The following is a 17,679-nucleotide window of genomic DNA, read 5'->3' as shown; positions in this document are numbered from 1 at the left end:
CAAAATTTTGGCATGGTCGAAACCCATTGATGCCGTTAAAATCACTTCAGTTGCAAATTTGGAGATACACAACGGATGTTTAATATTGCGTTATTCAACCCCGTCATGGCTGCTAACGCCGGCAATGTGATCAGGCTTTGTGCCAACAACGGGTGCACGTTACACCTCATTGAGCCGCTTGGCTTTGACCTAGAAGAGAAGAAATTGCGCCGCGCTGGCCTCGATTATCACGATCTGAGTCGAGTAGTACGTTACTCTGACTTCAACGCGTTCAAAGAAGCTATGGGGCAGCGCACTATCTATGCCATCACAACCAAGGGCACACGGGGTTATGCTGAGGTACAGTACCAACCGGGTGATGTACTGTTGTTTGGCTCAGAAACCAGTGGCTTGGCGCCCGAAGTCATGGAACAAATTGATCTTGAAATGAGATTACGCATCCCAATGATGCCCAATAATCGTTCATTGAACTTATCTAATACTGTTGCATTGGTCAGCTATGAGGCATGGCGACAGTGTGAATTCAAAAACGGAAAATAAAGGAGTAACCAATGCCGAATTTACGGAAACCCATGGCCTGCGATATTGGCTCACAGCTATTTTTATCGTGCCCCAAATGCAGCAATAGAAGCTTCAATTTAACTAGAGCTCGCTTTTTCAACGAAAAGGATAAGTTATTTTTTATTTGTCCGAATTGTAAGGTGCTACTTACTGATAATTTGCTTAGCGATGAGCCGATTATTGAACAGTAGAAGTTTATTACGCAAACAATAATGCCCCACATACAATTTGTATTGGGGCAACTCATATTTGAATTCAGGAGTTATGACTCAGTCAAAGTCCCGAGACTAAAACCTGAAACTGAATTAACTTTTCCTCTCCATAACATACCTTCACTATGTGGTACTTGCCTTCCGCCTTCAAAGATTCTTGCGTCAGCGAGGTGTATATACTGCGTTGAGCGACGAGGTTCGTCATCTCCCTTACTCTCGTATATTTTACCGTTCGCTTCGAATGCTTCCCTTATTTCCTTTCTTTCTTTTTTATCCTCGAATGGCCAAGCATCAGAAAATGATTCGGCAAACAACTTAAAATACTTTTTCCCGCCAATCATAGTTCCTGTTATTGTCTGACCGCTAACTTGAAGAGTGATTCCTAACTCTAAATCTGATGTATTAGTAAGCTCTGATAAATGTTGAAGGAACCAATCCACACTAACACCATCGTAAATTAGCTTCGAATCAATTTCGTTGTCCTGCTTATCCTTGCTCATAATAACTTCCTTAGATTATCTACGTTTAATTAACAAATGTCCGATAGAGCGTAGGATATAGTTACTGGTAATTCAAGTCGGCTTCTAAGCAAAGTCGCCGTCCAGTTGCATCGTATTTACTCATCGACTTTCTTTCAAAAAGTACCGGTTTCAATATGAAGTCGTCCGTTGGAAACTTAGTTCGATAACTACTGTTTATACCTGTGAAACTAAGTTTGACAATGTGTTATTACCAATTTTAGGTATCTTGCGAAATCCGTTTCCAGAATTTTTGTAGGCGCTAAACTCTTCCTCGTTCCGTGACGGGCGAAGCTCGATGGTCGTTTTATTTTGTTGCAGCGTTGCTATATTGCCGTCCCAATACCAGTTCTTTACCCTTGCGCGTATCGAGGTCAATGATGCAGCAACATCTGCAAGTGAGTTTGGTCGACGGTTAGGGTCGTAATGACAAATTTCTTTTAATAGGCGCAGTGATTTTTGATCTATCCAACCTGGCAAACTCTGAAAATTTAAGAGTCTTCCGGTTTTTATTCGGCGTTTAATGACAGCATCGACAAAGATACTTTGGTCACTAAAATTTTGAATTGCATCGTATGCTTTTTTTTCTTTTGCATTAAGGTAAGTCATACCATCATAGCTAAGTAGTCCACCAAGAAGTTGATACAGCACAACACCTACTTGATATACATCACCTTTCTTCGAATAACGGTCAAATTCAACAGACTCGGGGGGACGCCATAAAACACTGTGCCTTGACGCTACCACTTCTTGTTTACCTTGCTCGAGAGCAATTACACTCCCGAAATCGGCTATTTTTGGAACACCTTCTAGAATCACAATATTTCCAGGCTTTAGATCTCTATGTAGCATACCGGCTGCATGTATAGACGTTACGCCTGCACAAATACCTATCGCTAAATCAATAGCTTTGTGAACACTTGGTTTTGTTTCAATAATGTCATCTAAGTCTCCCTCGAAGCACCTAGGTGTCACAAAAAATGCCCACTCATTCGAAATTGAACGAGCTTCTAAAATAGGAAGTATATTATTGCATGTGAGAGCTGATAGCTGCCTAGGTTCGTCGTGCTTGCGTTCTCCTTCATTGCCCTCATAGAACTTTATGGCTACATCCTGACCAGAAACTTTATTTTTAGCAAAGATCAAAAAACCGTTGGCTCCACGATCATTGCGCTCAAACTCATCGAAGTGCTCAGTAAGGTCTTCAATACACCTTGCGACTTCTTCGGGCATATCGTCTGTCTCAATCATTAGCCATCTCCGCAGACAATACAGCGACCTTATAGGCTGGTAATTGGTATTTTTTCAAGTCATCAGATTGAGCCTTGCATTTGTTTACCTTTGTTCCTGACACAAAGCGAACATTGCAGGGACTACTAGCTAAAGCTATTCCTTCCATTTTTAACGCCGATGCCCCAGCACTTAATTTTCCCTTTTCCGGCTTCTCTTTAATTCCAATAATTTCCGGTGCGAGCTCGTTGTAAACTGCTCGCAATGCCGTTTGAAATGCTACAAGCGCGTTCCGATCGCGTGTATGTGCAAGCTCCAATTTATTTTTGGCCACGATTCTGACATCATCACTTATGTCGACAAGTACATAAATCAGTTCGCTGCCTGAAAGTTCAATTCCAAGAGATCTCATAAGTTATCTTCCACCTTAAACTCTACCGTAACCCCTGATGCTACTAGTTAGTTGGCTACGGTTGACCGGTTGCTAGGAATCAAGCCCAGTTTGGAAACTTTTGGGTTTTAATAATGATTCCTTCCTCGACAGTATCTGAATTTTCAGTAGCCATCGTATTGCCCTTTTGATGTAAAGGAGAGATTCAGCTTTATGGCAGTTCTCTAATGGCTCGTCGAATATCGCTTTCAGCTTCATCTAACTCCCGAAGAGCTTTATCAATATCAAAACGCGCCTCATCAGCTCTTCCTCTGGCATATTTTAGTGAAATTATAGCCCCTTCCACTGCGGCTAACGCTCGCTTCAGTCTTCTTCTGGTATCCATTCTTTAGTCCTCAATTGAAAGGTAACTATAGAACCTGACCTAGCACGACAGCTTAACTACACTAAGTCTGGTGTTGCTCCCTCAGTGCGAGGGCATCGTAAATATCTCTAACAGGCGTATTTTTTAATTCAGAGTCAACTATTTGAACCAGCAAATTGTGGGTATGGCAAAACTCAATAACCTGGTTTTTAAAAGAATCAGTTGCCAGGGGAGAAATGACGACTTTTTCTATCAGCGTTTCAAGATGCACTGGTAGGAAAATACCTTTATCACTGTTGAGCCGCTGTTTATACAAATCTTTATGTGAATTCCATGCTATAACACGGTACTCCCGTTCAAACGTATACGGCATAGACTTCGACAAAAACGGTGCAATTGGATCGCCCAAAAGGTCGACGGAACCGTGTTTTATGTAGCTTACAGGATGTGTTTCAATGTTCGTGAAACTGTCGATCGGTTTTAATGCTGATTTAAGATTATCTGTCGTTGTAAAAATACATAAAGCGTTTGGTTTAGCGGCGTACAGATTCCACATCGCATAGCATTCATGATTAGATTTATGCCAACAGTTGACATACATCCACTCTCGACAAATAGGGTACAGCTCCTCAAAATCATCACTCGGATATTCACCAAAAGGTGACTGAAACATCTGAGCCCTCAAAGACCCGTCAAGTTCGCGTGATTTTGCAAGTTTTTGATTTCTGTTGTTGGCTGAGTCGTCAACGCCTGGCATGGTGTGGTTAATTACAACATCTAATATTCGGAGAGCATTGGATGCTGCGAAAAAATCAGAAGCCGTGATCCCACCTTCTAATTTGTCGTCAAACGAAGCCATTTTAGCTAAAAATAGAGATTTCGTTTGTACTAAGCTTTCAAACTTCGAAAAGTCCATATATCGCTGGATGATCATAAAGCAGCCCAAAAGTCCTTAATTGGTCTAAGTTGAAAAACTCAATATAGCAGATGCTTAGCGCGTTTCCATTGTAGCTGCCTAGAGTTGTATTGAGGACAAGCAAAATCAAACTCTCGATCGCACGCTAGAGAATTGCAATGTTCTACGTGTGAGCCTACTATCCTAAGAACAACTTAAAACACTATCAGAGGCTACATGCGCGATATTTTAGATGCATTTCAAGAGTTGTTCGGAGACGACTGTTATGTCTCTATTACCACAACGAAACAAGGCAAAACTCTCTCGGAGTTTAAGTTCAGTAACGTTAGCTACAAAGTAACCTCAGCCAAATTCAGTGACGATGATCATGCGATCTTAAAGCGATTATTAACTGGCCTTCCAGAAACGCTATATCCAGCCGATCAAAAATTAGAGCCGGATCATACAAAGTCTCTTGCCGAAGCGCTTATGAGTATTCAGATAGAACGAACAGAGAAAATTAAGGGGCGGACTAAAAATTGGATGACGTTTTCGCCTATTACGCAAATTACCGGAAATCACGACGAGCTCAAGGTTGTCTACTACAGTGATGAGGCCAAGGCAGTGCTCTATAGAGTTATGGGACTGAGCCACTAAGACTTAGTTCTACATCCTCACGTCACTTGTGACTCTTGCTAATTTATTAGCGCCACTCAATATTCCGCATAAAAATTGGCCCAGTTCCTCATCTAGTTAAACCGAGTAAAGATATGCATTTCGCAAATTAAATTTTGCATCAATGGCGATGATGCAAATTTGGTTGACATTTAATCACCCCTGATCTATATTTTTTGCATCATTGTAGATGAACGAGGTATTTAGTGAAGCTTAAACATATCGCACTCATTAATTCTGGCTATCCATTTCGGGGAAAGATCTCTGAAGTGGTAGGCTCTGATCTGGTCGCGGTACAAATGAAAGATGTTTCACTAACCGAAGGAATTCTCTGGTCAGAGTGCGTAGAGACTGAACTAACTGGCAAGCGTGAACCCGATTACCTAGCCGTAGGCGATATATTAGTTGCCTCTCGAGGCAGTCATAACTACGCCGTGCAAGTAGATCAAAAGCTTGCCATTACTGGCAAATATGCTGTCTCCTCACCACATTTTTTTGTAATTAGATTAACGAACAAAGACATTCTGCCGGAATTCATGGTGTGGTTCCTAAATCAGGAACCAACGCAGCGCTATTTTGAACAGAATGCTGAAGGCTCAGTCACTAAGAGTATTCGTCGAAGCGTGGTAGAAGACGTTTTTGTGGTTGCTCCACCTATAGCTAAACAGAAAGCAATTATCGCAATGGCTAATATTCTTAGGGAAGAACAAAGTCTAATTCAGAAATTAGTCAATAATGGCGAGCGCATGATGAATGCAATCGCTAGAGAGTTATTTGAAAACAAGGAGGTACGCTAATGAATGACCAACATCAATTATTCGAAGAAATAAAGCAGATTGAATCAAGTGGAATGGAGTTTTGGTCAGCTAGGTCGATCTCTAAACTTTTAGGCTACTCCGAATACAGACACTTCCAGCCTGTCATTACCAAAGCAAAAGAAGCATGCGCTAATAGTGAGCACTCAGTCAGTGACCATTTCGAGGATGTCCTCGGAATGGTTTCGATAGGTTCAGGTGCACTACGTGAGCTCCCGGATGTAAAGCTTTCTCGCTATGCTTGCTATCTTGTTGTTCAAAATGGTGATCCTACCAAACAGGTTATTGCGGCAGGTCAAACCTACTTCGCTCTCCAAACTCGGCGACAAGAATTGGCCGACGATTTGGCATTCCAACAACTTAGAGAAGACCAAAAGCGATTATTCTTACGCAATGAACTCAAAGAGCATAACAAGCAACTTGTCGAAGCCGCTCAACAGGCAGGCGTAGAGACTAATATCGATTTCGCTATCTTCCAAAATCACGGCTACAAAGGTTTGTACGGTGGATTGGATCAAAAAGCTATTCATAGTCGAAAAGGCCTGAAGAAAAGTCAGAAAATTCTCGATCATATGGGCTCGACAGAGCTGGCTGCAAATTTGTTCCGAGCCACACAGGCGGAAGAAAAGCTACGTCGAGACAACGTTCAGGACAAAAAGCAGGCAAACCAAACTCACTATGAGGTGGGTCAGAAAGTTCGTCAAACCATAACTGATCTAGGTGGCACTATGCCTGAAGAGTTGCCTGCACCAGAGAAGAGCATCAAACAACTTGAATCGGCCGCTAAAAAATTAGGCAATAAGAACAATCAGGAATCGAAGTAATGAGCACTAACGACAAAATCAATCAAGACAGCATCAACAAAGCGCTTTGGAACGCCTGCGATACCTTTCGTGGCACTATCAGCGCTGACACCTATAAAGACTTCATCTTGACCATGCTGTTTCTTAAGTACATTTCAGACGTGTGGCAAGACCATTACGATGGGTACAAGGCCGAATACGGTGATGAGCCGGAGCTCATTGAAGAGATGATGAAAAACGAGCGCTTTGTGCTGCCAAAAGCGGCTAGCTTCTACGCCCTGTACGAACGCCGTTACGAACCTGGTAATGGTGAACGCATCGACCAGGCTCTGCACGCCATTGAAGAAGCTAACGGTACCAAGCTGAAAGACGCCGGCAAAAGCGTGTTCCAAGACATCAGTTTTAACACCGACAAATTGGGTGAAGAAAAGCAAAAGAACACCATTCTGCGCCACCTGCTGGAAGACTTCGCCAAGCCCGAACTTAATCTCAAACCCAGCCGTGTTGGCACCTTGGATGTGATCGGTAACGCCTACGAATACCTGATTAAAAACTTCGCCGCCAGCGGTGGCCAGAAAGCCGGTGAGTTTTATACTCCGCCAGAAGTTTCGGATCTCATCGCCGAGTTGTTAGACCCGCAGCCGGGTGACAGCATCTGTGACCCGGCTTGTGGCTCTGGCTCGCTGCTGATGAAGTGCGGTCGCAAGGTCGTAGCGAATCACGGCAGCAAGCAATACGCCCTGTATGGCCAGGAAGCCATTGGCTCCACCTGGTCGCTGGCCAAAATGAACATGTTTCTGCACGGCGAAGACAATCACAAAATTGAATGGGGCGACACCATTCGTAACCCCAAACTGCTCGATAAAAACGGCGACCTGATGCTGTTTGACATCGTGACCGCCAACCCACCGTTTTCCTTAGATAAATGGGGCCACGACGAAGCCGAGCACGACAAGTTCAGCCGCTTCCGCCGTGGCGTACCGCCAAAAACCAAAGGCGACTATGCCTTTATCCTGCACATGATCGAAACCCTCAAACCAAAAAGCGGAAGAATGGGTGTTGTAGTGCCACACGGCGTGTTATTCCGTGGCTCGTCTGAGGGCAAGATTCGACAGCAGCTCATTGACGAAAACCTGTTGGATGCTGTGATCGGTCTGCCAGAAAAGCTGTTCTACGGCACCGGCATTCCAGCGGCAATCCTCCTCTTTAAGAAAAATAAGAGCGACGATAACGTCATGTTTATTGACGCCAGCCGCGACTTCAAGGCGGGTAAAAACCAGAACCTGCTGACAGAAGAGAATATCGCCAAGATCGTCGCTACCTACCACGCTGGCAATGATGTCGATAAATACGCCTACGTCGCCAGCCTCGAAGAGATCAAAGAGAACGACTACAACCTGAACATTCCACGCTACGTCGATACCTTTGAAGAAGAGGAAGAAATCGACCTGATGACAGTGCGAGCCGAGCGTGAGCAGCTGAAAGCCCATCTGACCGAGCTGGAAACCGAGATGGCCAAGTATCTGGAGGAGCTGGGATATGGTGCATAAAACCGTAGCTGGCGTCTTACCAGATGAGTGGAGAGGCTCATTAATTAAGCATGTTTGCAAAGTTGTCCGTGGAAGCTCCCCTAGGCCAGCAGGCAGCCCGCTGTACTTTAATGGCAATTTTCTACCGTGGGCTACAGTCGCGGACCTTACCTGTTCAGACGATATGTATCTCACATCAACTAAATCCATGCTTACTGAGGCTGGATCTGAAAGAACTCGTATAACCGATCCGGGAACATTGATGCTCACTAACAGTGGCGCAACTCTTGGAGTCCCCAAGATCTCTTCAATACGATGTGGAGCAAACGATGGAATCGCGATGCTGTTAGATCTTGACGGTATCGCAACAGAATTTGCTTATTACTACCTTTATTCAAAAACACAATACTTCAGAGTTGTGATCGCTCCTGGTGTTGGTCAACCGAACTTGAACACAGAGTTGATCGGTGATTTTCCAATCCCTGTTCCTCCACTTCCCGAACAAAAGAAAATCGCCCAGATTCTCTCCACCTGGGATAAGGCTATCACCACCACCGAGCAACTGCTCGCCAACAGCCAGCAGCAGAAAAAAGCCCTGATGCACCAATTGCTCACCGGCAAAAATCGCCTGCTGGATAATAATGGGGTTAGGTTTAGTGGGGAGTGGAAAACTCACAAATTTGGCAATTTGTTCAAAGAGCGAGTGGAAACAGGTCGGGATGATCTGCCACTGTTGTCGATTACGGCTGACGATGGGGTTGTCTACCAAGAAGATACTGGCAGAAAAAACACCTCCAATGAGGACAAATCAAAGTACCGTAGAATTTGCGTAAACGACATTGGCTACAACACCATGCGTATGTGGCAAGGCCGATCTAGCTTGTCAGACAAAGAAGGGATTGTTAGTCCTGCCTATACCATTGTCACACCAACCGACAAAGTTTGCCCTGTATATGCCGCATATCTTTTTAAGCTCCCAGCCCTTGTATATGTTTTCTATAGGCATTCTCAAGGCCTTGTTTCAGATACTTGGAATTTGAAATTTAACCATTTTAAGAAAATTGGTTGGCAATTACCTAGTATTGATGAACAACAAAAAATCGCTGCCGTAATCTCCACCGCCGATCAGGAAATTTCTGCTCTACAGCAAAAGCTGGATGCCTTAAAGCAAGAGAAAAAAGCCCTGATGCAGCAGTTGTTGACGGGTAAGCGAAGAGTTTTGGTGAGCTAAGGGGGATGCACGTGGAGCTAACAAAGGATGTTGCATATCAAGCGATTGCTGAGTTTTTTACAGACAAGCCGTTTGTATTATTTGGTACAGGAACTTCATGTGCACTTGATCTGAGTTTTGGGATGCCAGCTCTTGAGCGCCACCTTCGAGCCGAGCTTACTCATGGATTGACCAAATCACAAGCACAACAATGGCAGCAAGTAGTCTCTGCTCTTGATGTTGGTAGTCATGATTTTGAATCTGCAATGGACTTCATCAAAGATGAGGATCTGACCAATCGAATAGTCGAACTTACTGCTAGCTTTGTTGCGCAACACGATAATGCTTACGCTCATTCAATTATGTCTGGCTCATGCGATTGGCCGGCTGGCTCGCTATTGAAAAAGCTGGTTGAAGCTTTACCGCAGGCTGATAAACAACTTCACGTCGCCACGCCAAATTATGATTTGCTGGCTGAATACGCCTTTGTCCGGCACAAGATCCCCTACATTACCGGGTTTCACGGTGGTTTTCTTCGGCGTTACGACTGGGGTGAAGCGAAAAAGTCAGTTCAATCCATTCAGAAAGGTCTTGGTAAGACAAGGCCGCCATTACGAATTGTTGAATGCAAGCATATCCGACTACACAAGCCGCACGGTTCCTTAAATACATTTGAATGGGAAGCTCAGCTTATTGAATGTAACAGTTGGATACTCAACAAACCTGACGGCATTGCGCGAGCCATGATTACTCCTGGTACGGCCAAGTATCAACGATTACACAAGGACAGAGCACAGTTAGCTGAGTACGACACAGCAGTAGGAAACCATACTAGCTTCCTATTTTTGGGATTTGGCTTTAACGATTCCCAGCTTGTTAACAACGCATTTAGGCAAAAGCTTGAACAAGACCAATGCCGTGCTTTGGTGATTACTCGGGATTCGAACCCAAGAATAGAAGAGTGGCTTAGCAAATGTCCGAATATGTGGCTCATCTGCAAACAGACTGATTCAGATAAAAGCCGAATCTACAACTCAAAGTATGAAAACTGGCTACATATTCATGACAAGGAATTATGGCGTTTTGACGCTTTTACCAACGAATTTTTAGGAGGGTAACATGGCACTTTTTACTTTCAATGATGACAGCTACTCACTAGGCAATATTCGTGAAGTTGACACCAGAAAAATCACCATTTTGGTAAAGAGTGACAAGGATCTTCGTAAAGCCAGAGTTGGACAGCTTGTGACAGTGCAGCTCAGCGGTGCAACGGAATGTTGGCTTATTGGTCTGATTGATAAAGTCATCAAAGCTGTCGTTGCTCAGCCCATGGCACTGGAAACACAAGAAGGTGACTCTGACGAGGTTGATGCTTTTGAAGATAGCGTAGTCAACACTGTCAAGATCACATTGATGGGGGCTGCTCGATGGAATGCCGCTGAACAAAAATATAAGTTTTCACGATCTCTAGATCACGTCCCTGAAATTGACTCGACCTGTTACGTACTTAAAGATGCCCATCTCGAGGAATTCATGCGTGTAATTTCTGAATGTGGCGATGGAGAGCATTCACTGGAGTTGGGCTCTTATAAGCTTAATGAGAATGCACGCGCTTATGTCGACGGTAATAAGTTGTTCCAACGACATGCCGCTTTGCTTGGAAGTACGGGCTCTGGCAAATCATGGACGGTTGCTTCTATTCTGGAAAGAAGTTCGCAGCTACCGTCTTCGAACCTCGTTGTATTCGACCTACATGGTGAATACAAGGAACTTTCATATGCAAAACAATTAAGAATTCCAGGGCCAGATGAGGTTGATGTCGATGATCAATCACTGCTCTTCCTGCCTTACTGGCTGCTTAATTCGGAAGAGATTCAGTCATTATTTGTCGACCGCAGCGAGTTCAGTGCACATAACCAAGTTGTGGTTGTGCAAGATGCAATTACAGAACAAAAGAAAGCATTTCTACAAGATAATCATCGAACCGATCTATTGCAGTCTTTTACTCTAGATAGTCCAATTCCATACTCCTTGGATGAAGTTATAGGGAAGCTTAAATATCTAAACGAAGAAAAAGTTGAAGGAGCAAGAGGCCTTAAAAACGGCCCATTCAACGGCGAATTTTCTAGATTGTTAGTTCGCATGGCTAGCCGCTTAAACGACCGGCGCTATGGCTTTCTCTTCAATAGTCCGAATAAATATAACCAATACGATTCGTTGGCTATGATTGCTGAGAAAGTAATGAGCTTTGGCGATCAAAAGCAAAGTATTAAAGTCATCGACTTCTCAGAGGTTCCTGCTGACATACTACCAGTCATCATTGGCCTAGTTGCTCGCATTATCTATCAAGTTCAATTCTGGACTGATCCGGAAAGTCGCAGACCTGTTGCCTTTGTCTGTGACGAAGCTCACCTATATCTGCCAAGAAGAGAAGGCAACCCAGTTGAACGTAGAGCGGTCGAAGCTTTTGAGAAAATAGCTAAAGAAGGTCGCAAATACGGCGTCGCACTAATGATTGTGAGCCAGCGACCTTCAGATGTAAGCACTACCATTCTCAGCCAGTGTAACAACATCATTTCGCTGCGCTTAACGAATGCAGATGATCAAGCAACTGTTCGAAAATTACTACCAGAAAGCCTTGAGAGCCTCTTAGAAGCATTACCTATCATGGATGTTGGGGAAGCCATGGTTGTAGGTGATTCGGTTCTTTTACCGAGTAGAATTAAAATTACCCCTCCTAATGAAAAGCCATTGAGTGCAACAATAGACTTCTGGTCTCGCTGGCAAGAAGATGTTACCAATCCTGAATTTGCATTGGCTGTAGAAAACATGCGCCGACAAAATAGAACAAAGCAAAAGCAATAGCCCGATACTGCAACTCCGATACAAGGGATTAAAGAGAGATAACGAATGACACAATACACGCCCAAATTTCAGGAAGAATACAGCGCGAAACTGCCGGCGCTGACGTTGTTGACTAACTTAGGGTGGTCGTTTCTCTCTCCTGATCTTGCATTGGTTGCCCGTGGTGGCAAGACCTATGAAGTGGTATTACGCCAGGTGCTACGCAGTGAACTTAAGAAGCGCACCTTCAACTTTGCCGGCAAGAGCTATCCGCTGTCTGAGAAGGCCATTGATAACCTGATTGCCGAGGTGTGCAGTCCTGCGCTCAACGAAGGCCTGATGACCGCTAACGAGCGTTTATACAACCACCTGTTGTATGGCATTTCTGTCACTGAATTTGTGGATGGAAAAAAAGCCAGCCCGACTGTTTCTTTGATCGACTGGCAGAACCCAGCTAATAACAGTTTTTTATTTACCGAAGAGTTTACCGTAACCCGTTCGGGGGGCGTGGAAAACCGTCGGCCTGATATCGTATGTTTTGTAAACGGCATTCCTCTAGTCGTGATAGAGGCCAAACGCCCAGACGGCAATAGCAAAAAAGGCCCAACTATTGACGAAGGTATTTCACAAAGTCTACGCAACCAACGTCACGATGAAATCCCACTGCTTTTTGCTTATAGCCAGATGCTGCTCTCCACTAACGGTAATGAAGGCCGTTACGGTACCTGCGGTACTCCCGCAAAGTTTTGGGCAGCGTGGCGCGAAGAAGATATCTCTGACGCTGAGATGTACGCTATCAAGAACAAGAAACTTAAAGACGAGCACCTGAAGAACTTATTCAGTCATCGTCCGCCACAAGATCTTGATTGGTATCAAAACCTAACGGCTGCGGGTGAGCTAGCTGTGACAGGTCAAGATCAACTGCTGATTAGCCTACTAAGCCCTGCTCGGCTGCTAGAGATGACCCGCTACTTTACCTTGTTCGATCGAAAGGCTGGTAAGATTGTTGCCCGTTATCAGCAAGTGTTCGGTATAAAACGACTGATTGAGCGCATTAACACTCGTAGTAGCACCGGTGGGCGTGAAGGTGGCGTTATCTGGCATACAACCGGATCGGGTAAGTCATTTACTATGGTGTTTTTAAGTAAGGCGCTGATACTGCATGAAAGCTTGAAGCAATGCCGTATTGTCGTAGTCACTGATCGAGTGGACTTGGAAAACCAGCTAAGTAAAACGTTTGCTTCGGGTGGTGAACTGGCAGGAAGAAAAGACAAAGAAGCCGCAATGGCCACCTCTGGCAAACGGCTAGCCGAACAGATTGGTAAAGGCACTGAGCGAATTATTTTCTCGCTTATACAAAAATTTAATACCGCCACTAAGCTTCCTGAATGCGTGAACCATAGTTCTGACATCATTGTGCTGATAGACGAAGGTCACCGCAGCCAAGGCGGTGAGAACCATATTCGCATGAAGCAGGCGCTACCCAATGCCGCGTTTGTTGCCTTTACTGGAACCCCTTTACTAAAAGACGACAAGACTACGAATAAGTTTGGCCCGATTGTTCACGCTTATACCATGCAACGGGCAGTAGAGGACCGAACTGTTACGCCATTGCTCTACGAGGAGCGTATTCCTGACTTAGACGTAAACGAACGAGCTATCGACAGCTGGTTCGAACGTATCACCGAAGGGCTGTCAGACGAGCAGAAAGCTGATTTGAAGCGAAAATTTGCGAAGAAAGGCCCAGTATACGGTGCCGATGACCGTATTCGTTTGATTGCACTGGATATTGCTAACCACTTCGTTAAAAACATAGACGAGGGTTTAAAAGGACAGCTAGCTTGTGACAGTAAAGCCTCCGCCATCAAGTATAAAAGATATTTGGATGAGGCGGGTTTGTTTGAGTCCGCGGTAGTGATGAGCCCACCAGATAGCCGTGAGGGCAATACTGCCGTAGATGAATCTACCACACCAGAAGTTACCCAATGGTGGAAAGACAATGTTGGTAGTCAAGATGACCAAGCTTATACAAAACATTTGATTGAACGGTTTGATAAAGATGATGCACTCAAAATACTGATCGTTGTTGATAAACTGCTTACCGGTTTTGACGAGCCAAAGAACGCCGTGCTGTATATCGACAAGCCTCTTAAAGAGCACAATCTTATTCAGGCAATTGCACGAGTAAACCGTCTGCACCCGAAGAAAAAATTTGGCTTGCTTATCGACTATCGCGGAATACTTTCCGAACTAGATACCACCATTCAGAAATATCAGGATTTAGCCTCTCGCACCCAAGGTGGTTACGACATCAATGATATCGAGGGCCTCTACAACCAGATGAGCACCGAATATAAGCGTTTGCCGCAACTCTATAAGCAGTTATGGGCAATATTCGATGGTGTGAAAAACAAGAACGACATTGAGCAACTACGTAAGGTGCTCGTTCCGAAAATTGAAGAGATAGATGGCGAGCTAGTCGATGTACACCTGAAAGTACGCGAAGACTTCTATGAGGCCCTGACCGCCTTCGCTAGCTGTTTGAAAGTTGCACTCCAATCGGCCACGTTTTTCGATGATAAAAGCTTCAGCGATCAAGATCGTCGCTATTACAAGGAAACCGTCAAACAGTTCTCGAGTCTTCGACAATTGGTGCAACAAGATGCTGGAGAAAAGATCGATTATGACGAGTATGCCGAACAGGTTAAGAAGCTGTTGGACAAACATGTGGTAGGTGTCGAGGTTAAAGAACCTGATGGTGTCTATGAAGTCGGCAAGATGGGTCAAAAACAGCAGCCGGAAGACTGGAGCGAAGATAAAACACGTAATGAAACGGATATTATCAAAACTCGCGTAACACGTATGATTGAACAAGATCTGCGCGATGATCCGTATGCTCAAGAAGCGTTTTCTAAGCTACTTCGGCAAGCCATCGAAGAAGCTGAAAAACTATTCGACCATCCACTGAAACAATACATGATGTTCCGCGAGTTTGAAGAGCAAGTACAAGAGAGACGCTTAAGTGAGCTACCTGATGCGTTTGCTGGTAACCGCCATGCTCAGGCTTACTTTGGTGTATTTAAGAAGGTGCTTCCTGAAGCCTTAGCAGTGATGGACGAGCAGATACAGGACAAATGGGTCAAGGTGGCTTTTGAAATTGACCAAGCGGTAGAAACTTCGGTCGCCGAGAACTCAATTAATCCCCAGAACATTGAAGCTGATATTCGTAAGAAACTATTGCCGCGCATGTTCAAGGAATGTAAAGCCATTGGTGGTGGTATGGATCAAGCCAAGAAAATTGTTGAGATGGTTGTTCAGATCACTCGTGTAGGCTTGAGTGGGGTTTGATATGAAAATCTACTTTTCGGACTTTTTCGAAGTATCACCCAAAGATATTGAGGCGTATGGTGCATTTGACCCATCTTTAATCAATGACTTACCTCTTTTCATTGACCCTTTCCTCTTATTTAATAGTGAAAAACCGGAATATCAGGAGCTACACGGTAACATTATCAAGTATGTTGCATTCTTACGTGATCGCTCTGAAGAAGAAGGAATCAACGAAGGTTTAATCAAAGCATGGTTTCTATTCCCGGAAGTGAAGCAAACATGGTTTGGGTATAGCAAAATTGGCAATAGTGGAAGCGGACTCGGCCCGAAATTCGCAAAATCGCTCAACGAAAATCTACATACAGTGTTTACGAATTTCGGCACTGAGGAAATTACCAACGGAAGTCATCTCGAAAAACTGTGCTTAATACGAGACGGTGTTGGAAGAGACCATATTAGCGACTTCACCACAAATCTTATTAAGAAGTTTTTACTGGAATACACCCAAGCATTCGCTCGGGACCACATTGATGCCCGCTTTTTATCCACACACATTGTCGAGAAAGTAGAGTTTAATTATGCGACTCGAAGTTGGATGGCACGAACATTTACGTTACCGACATTTCAAAACGACTATGTTTTGTTAACGCCTAAAGACATCCTTACCAAGGACGAAAACTGGATTAATAAGTCCGATATGATTGGTGACTTTAGGGGGGTACTAGAAAGTATTCCGAACGACCAACTGAGAGCACAACTCAATGACTATCTAGCTAGGATGCTCCCCGAAGATCCGAATAAAAAAGAGTTTGACGCAGCCGTTGTGAAGACGATTATCAAGTTTCCTGAATATATTGACTACTTTATAAAATTAAAAGAAGAGAATGGTGATCAAGCAGTCAAATTGAGCGAGCTTAAGGTAAGTGAAACTGAGCACCTGTTCATTCAAAAAGTGAAGGAGCTGGTAAGCACCTTAGAGCACGATACGCCCTTTTATGAAAAAGCATCAAACTCTTTAGACGCAGCATATGAGCGCGTAATTTTCTTAAAGCAAATGATTGAGAATAACGATGGCTACAGATTTTTCTATGTAAAGGGCGATCCAATAAAACGAGAACAGGACCTTCAGCTTTTGTTCAAGTTGACATGGTTTGCCTCTGACTTTGATGTAAACGCGGAAGTTAATAACGGGAGAGGGCCTGTTGATTTTAAAGTATCAAACGGAAGCAGAGACAAATCACTTGTTGAGTTCAAGCTAGCATCAAACAAAAAGCTTAAGCAAAACCTAAAACACCAAGTCGAAGTTTATGAAGCTGCAAATGGCACGCACCAATCTATTAAAGTGATTCTATATTTCAGCGATTCTGAGCTTAACAAACTCATTGGAATTATGAAGGAGCTGGAACTAAAAGAGGATAAAGGCCTTGTGCTAATCGATGCTAGACCGAATAAAGTATCTGCATCGAATGTCACGGATATGTTTGAAAATGTCTAATTCTAAACTTTTTGAATTTCGTTATGGTAACGATCTTATTCCGGTCGAGAGAGTTACAAGCAAACTTGTTTCAAATCGAGTTTTAATTAAGGTTCATCCCGACTGTCGAGTCGTCGCATCAGCACCGGCAGATGCCGACAACAAAGTAGTCCTCTCAGCTGTAAAAAAACGTGGCCGCTGGATCTACGAAAAGCTTAGAGACTTTCGCAAACAGATGGAGTTTTCTACTCCGCGCCAGTATATCAGTGGCGAAACGCACTATTACCTGGGGAAACAGTATTTATTAAAGGTGATTGAAGCGCCTAGTGATATTCAAGGTGTAAAATTACTTCGTGGAAAGTTGGAAGTATCCGTAAGAATTAAGAGCGCTGATAAGGTCAAAAAGTTGTTGGATGATTGGTACAAGGCTCGCGCAAAGGAGACTTTCGTCAAGCGCCTTGACGCCATGCTTGAGCAAGCTCTATGGGTAAAAGAGCGCCCTCCACTCAGGCTTATGACAATGCAAACGCAATGGGGTAGCTGTTCACCACACGGTCGAATAACTTTAAACCCGCACCTAGTCAAAGCGCCTCGCGAGTGCATCGACTATGTAATTCTACACGAGCTGTGCCACTTAGCTGAACACAACCATAGCGAACGATTTTACCGGTTAATGAACCAAGTCATGCCAAAGTGGGAAAAGACAAAAGAGCGGCTGGATGGGATGGCCTCGATTTATGTTGAATGGTGATCAATAATTGAGTGAAGGATATCCCCTAAAGAATGCTTGAAAGGATGTTCAGTTGAGAAGAATGAAGCAAAATTCAG

At 44.0% G+C, this 17,679-nt stretch carries 16 protein-coding genes; 11 read left to right on the top strand and 5 right to left on the bottom strand.

Annotated features, from left to right (window positions below; all coding sequences use genetic code 11):
• The first annotated feature begins 75 nt into the window (after nucleotides 1-75).
• Nucleotides 76-540, top strand: coding sequence for a tRNA (cytidine(34)-2'-O)-methyltransferase (locus BM292_RS07915; protein WP_092857346.1), 465 nt, complete (start codon nucleotides 76-78; stop codon nucleotides 538-540).
• Between the two features lie 283 nt (nucleotides 541-823).
• On the opposite strand, the gene gvpU is transcribed toward BM292_RS07915, so the two are convergent.
• The 5 genes from gvpU to BM292_RS07890 form a co-directional block, all read right to left on the bottom strand.
• The gene (gene gvpU, locus BM292_RS07905) at nucleotides 824-1,273 is read right to left on the bottom strand and encodes a gas vesicle accessory protein GvpU (RefSeq protein ID WP_092857342.1); all 450 of its coding nucleotides are present in this window, start codon (nucleotides 1,271-1,273) and stop codon (nucleotides 824-826) included.
• Between the two features lie 195 nt (nucleotides 1,274-1,468).
• Complete coding sequence (locus tag BM292_RS07900; protein WP_092857340.1) at nucleotides 1,469-2,542, bottom strand: protein kinase domain-containing protein; 1,074 nt, start codon at nucleotides 2,540-2,542, stop codon at nucleotides 1,469-1,471.
• On the bottom strand, nucleotides 2,535-2,933 hold the full coding sequence (locus tag BM292_RS07895) for a DUF3010 family protein (RefSeq protein ID WP_092857338.1): 399 nt from the start codon (nucleotides 2,931-2,933) through the stop codon (nucleotides 2,535-2,537). The genes BM292_RS07900 and BM292_RS07895 overlap by 8 nt, the downstream gene beginning before the upstream one ends.
• Nucleotides 2,934-3,123: 190 nt before the next feature.
• Nucleotides 3,124-3,297, bottom strand: a complete 174-nt coding sequence (locus BM292_RS11760) for a hypothetical protein (protein WP_177203818.1) — start codon at nucleotides 3,295-3,297, stop codon at nucleotides 3,124-3,126.
• Between the two features lie 61 nt (nucleotides 3,298-3,358).
• Nucleotides 3,359-4,210, bottom strand: coding sequence for a hypothetical protein (locus BM292_RS07890; protein WP_092857336.1), 852 nt, complete (start codon nucleotides 4,208-4,210; stop codon nucleotides 3,359-3,361).
• A 198-nt stretch (nucleotides 4,211-4,408) separates the two neighbouring features.
• On the opposite strand from BM292_RS07890, the gene BM292_RS07885 reads away from it, so the two are divergent.
• From BM292_RS07885 to BM292_RS07840, 10 genes are all read left to right on the top strand, one after another.
• A complete protein-coding gene (locus tag BM292_RS07885) occupies nucleotides 4,409-4,828 on the top strand; it encodes a hypothetical protein (protein WP_092857334.1) in 420 nt (139 codons plus the stop codon).
• Between the two features lie 224 nt (nucleotides 4,829-5,052).
• Nucleotides 5,053-5,643: a restriction endonuclease subunit S gene (locus BM292_RS07880; protein WP_092857332.1), complete on the top strand. Its 591-nt coding sequence runs from the start codon at nucleotides 5,053-5,055 to the stop codon at nucleotides 5,641-5,643.
• Nucleotides 5,643-6,485, top strand: coding sequence for a DNA damage-inducible protein D (gene dinD / locus BM292_RS07875; RefSeq protein ID WP_092857330.1), 843 nt, complete (start codon nucleotides 5,643-5,645; stop codon nucleotides 6,483-6,485). The genes BM292_RS07880 and dinD overlap by 1 nt, the downstream gene beginning before the upstream one ends.
• A complete protein-coding gene (locus BM292_RS07870) occupies nucleotides 6,485-8,014 on the top strand; it encodes a type I restriction-modification system subunit M (RefSeq protein ID WP_092857328.1) in 1,530 nt (509 codons plus the stop codon). Before dinD ends, BM292_RS07870 begins: the two co-directional genes overlap by 1 nt.
• On the top strand, nucleotides 8,004-9,224 hold the full coding sequence (locus tag BM292_RS07865) for a restriction endonuclease subunit S (protein ID WP_092857326.1): 1,221 nt from the start codon (nucleotides 8,004-8,006) through the stop codon (nucleotides 9,222-9,224). The genes BM292_RS07870 and BM292_RS07865 overlap by 11 nt, the downstream gene beginning before the upstream one ends.
• Nucleotides 9,225-9,235: 11 nt before the next feature.
• Nucleotides 9,236-10,321, top strand: a complete 1,086-nt coding sequence (locus BM292_RS07860) for an SIR2 family protein (RefSeq protein ID WP_177203817.1) — start codon at nucleotides 9,236-9,238, stop codon at nucleotides 10,319-10,321.
• A gap of 1 nt (nucleotide 10,322) precedes the next feature.
• The gene (locus tag BM292_RS07855; RefSeq protein ID WP_092857322.1) at nucleotides 10,323-12,068 is read left to right on the top strand and encodes an ATP-binding protein; all 1,746 of its coding nucleotides are present in this window, start codon (nucleotides 10,323-10,325) and stop codon (nucleotides 12,066-12,068) included.
• 45 nt (nucleotides 12,069-12,113) lie between these two features.
• The gene (locus BM292_RS07850; RefSeq protein ID WP_092857319.1) at nucleotides 12,114-15,395 is read left to right on the top strand and encodes a type I restriction endonuclease subunit R; all 3,282 of its coding nucleotides are present in this window, start codon (nucleotides 12,114-12,116) and stop codon (nucleotides 15,393-15,395) included.
• Between the two features lies 1 nt (nucleotide 15,396).
• The gene (locus BM292_RS07845; RefSeq protein WP_092857317.1) at nucleotides 15,397-16,872 is read left to right on the top strand and encodes a DUF8370 family protein; all 1,476 of its coding nucleotides are present in this window, start codon (nucleotides 15,397-15,399) and stop codon (nucleotides 16,870-16,872) included.
• Nucleotides 16,865-17,602 carry a M48 family metallopeptidase gene (locus tag BM292_RS07840; protein ID WP_092857315.1) on the top strand — a complete coding sequence of 246 codons (738 nt, stop codon included), beginning with the start codon at nucleotides 16,865-16,867 and terminating at the stop codon, nucleotides 17,600-17,602. Before BM292_RS07845 ends, BM292_RS07840 begins: the two co-directional genes overlap by 8 nt.
• The last annotated feature ends 77 nt before the right edge of the window (nucleotides 17,603-17,679 follow it).

Origin of the sequence: Pseudidiomarina tainanensis, assembly GCF_900115255.1 — a bacterium.
Taxonomy (GTDB): domain Bacteria; phylum Pseudomonadota; class Gammaproteobacteria; order Enterobacterales; family Alteromonadaceae; genus Pseudidiomarina; species Pseudidiomarina tainanensis.
Note: the sequence above shows the minus strand (reverse complement) of the source record. Positions and strands in the feature narration are given on the sequence as shown.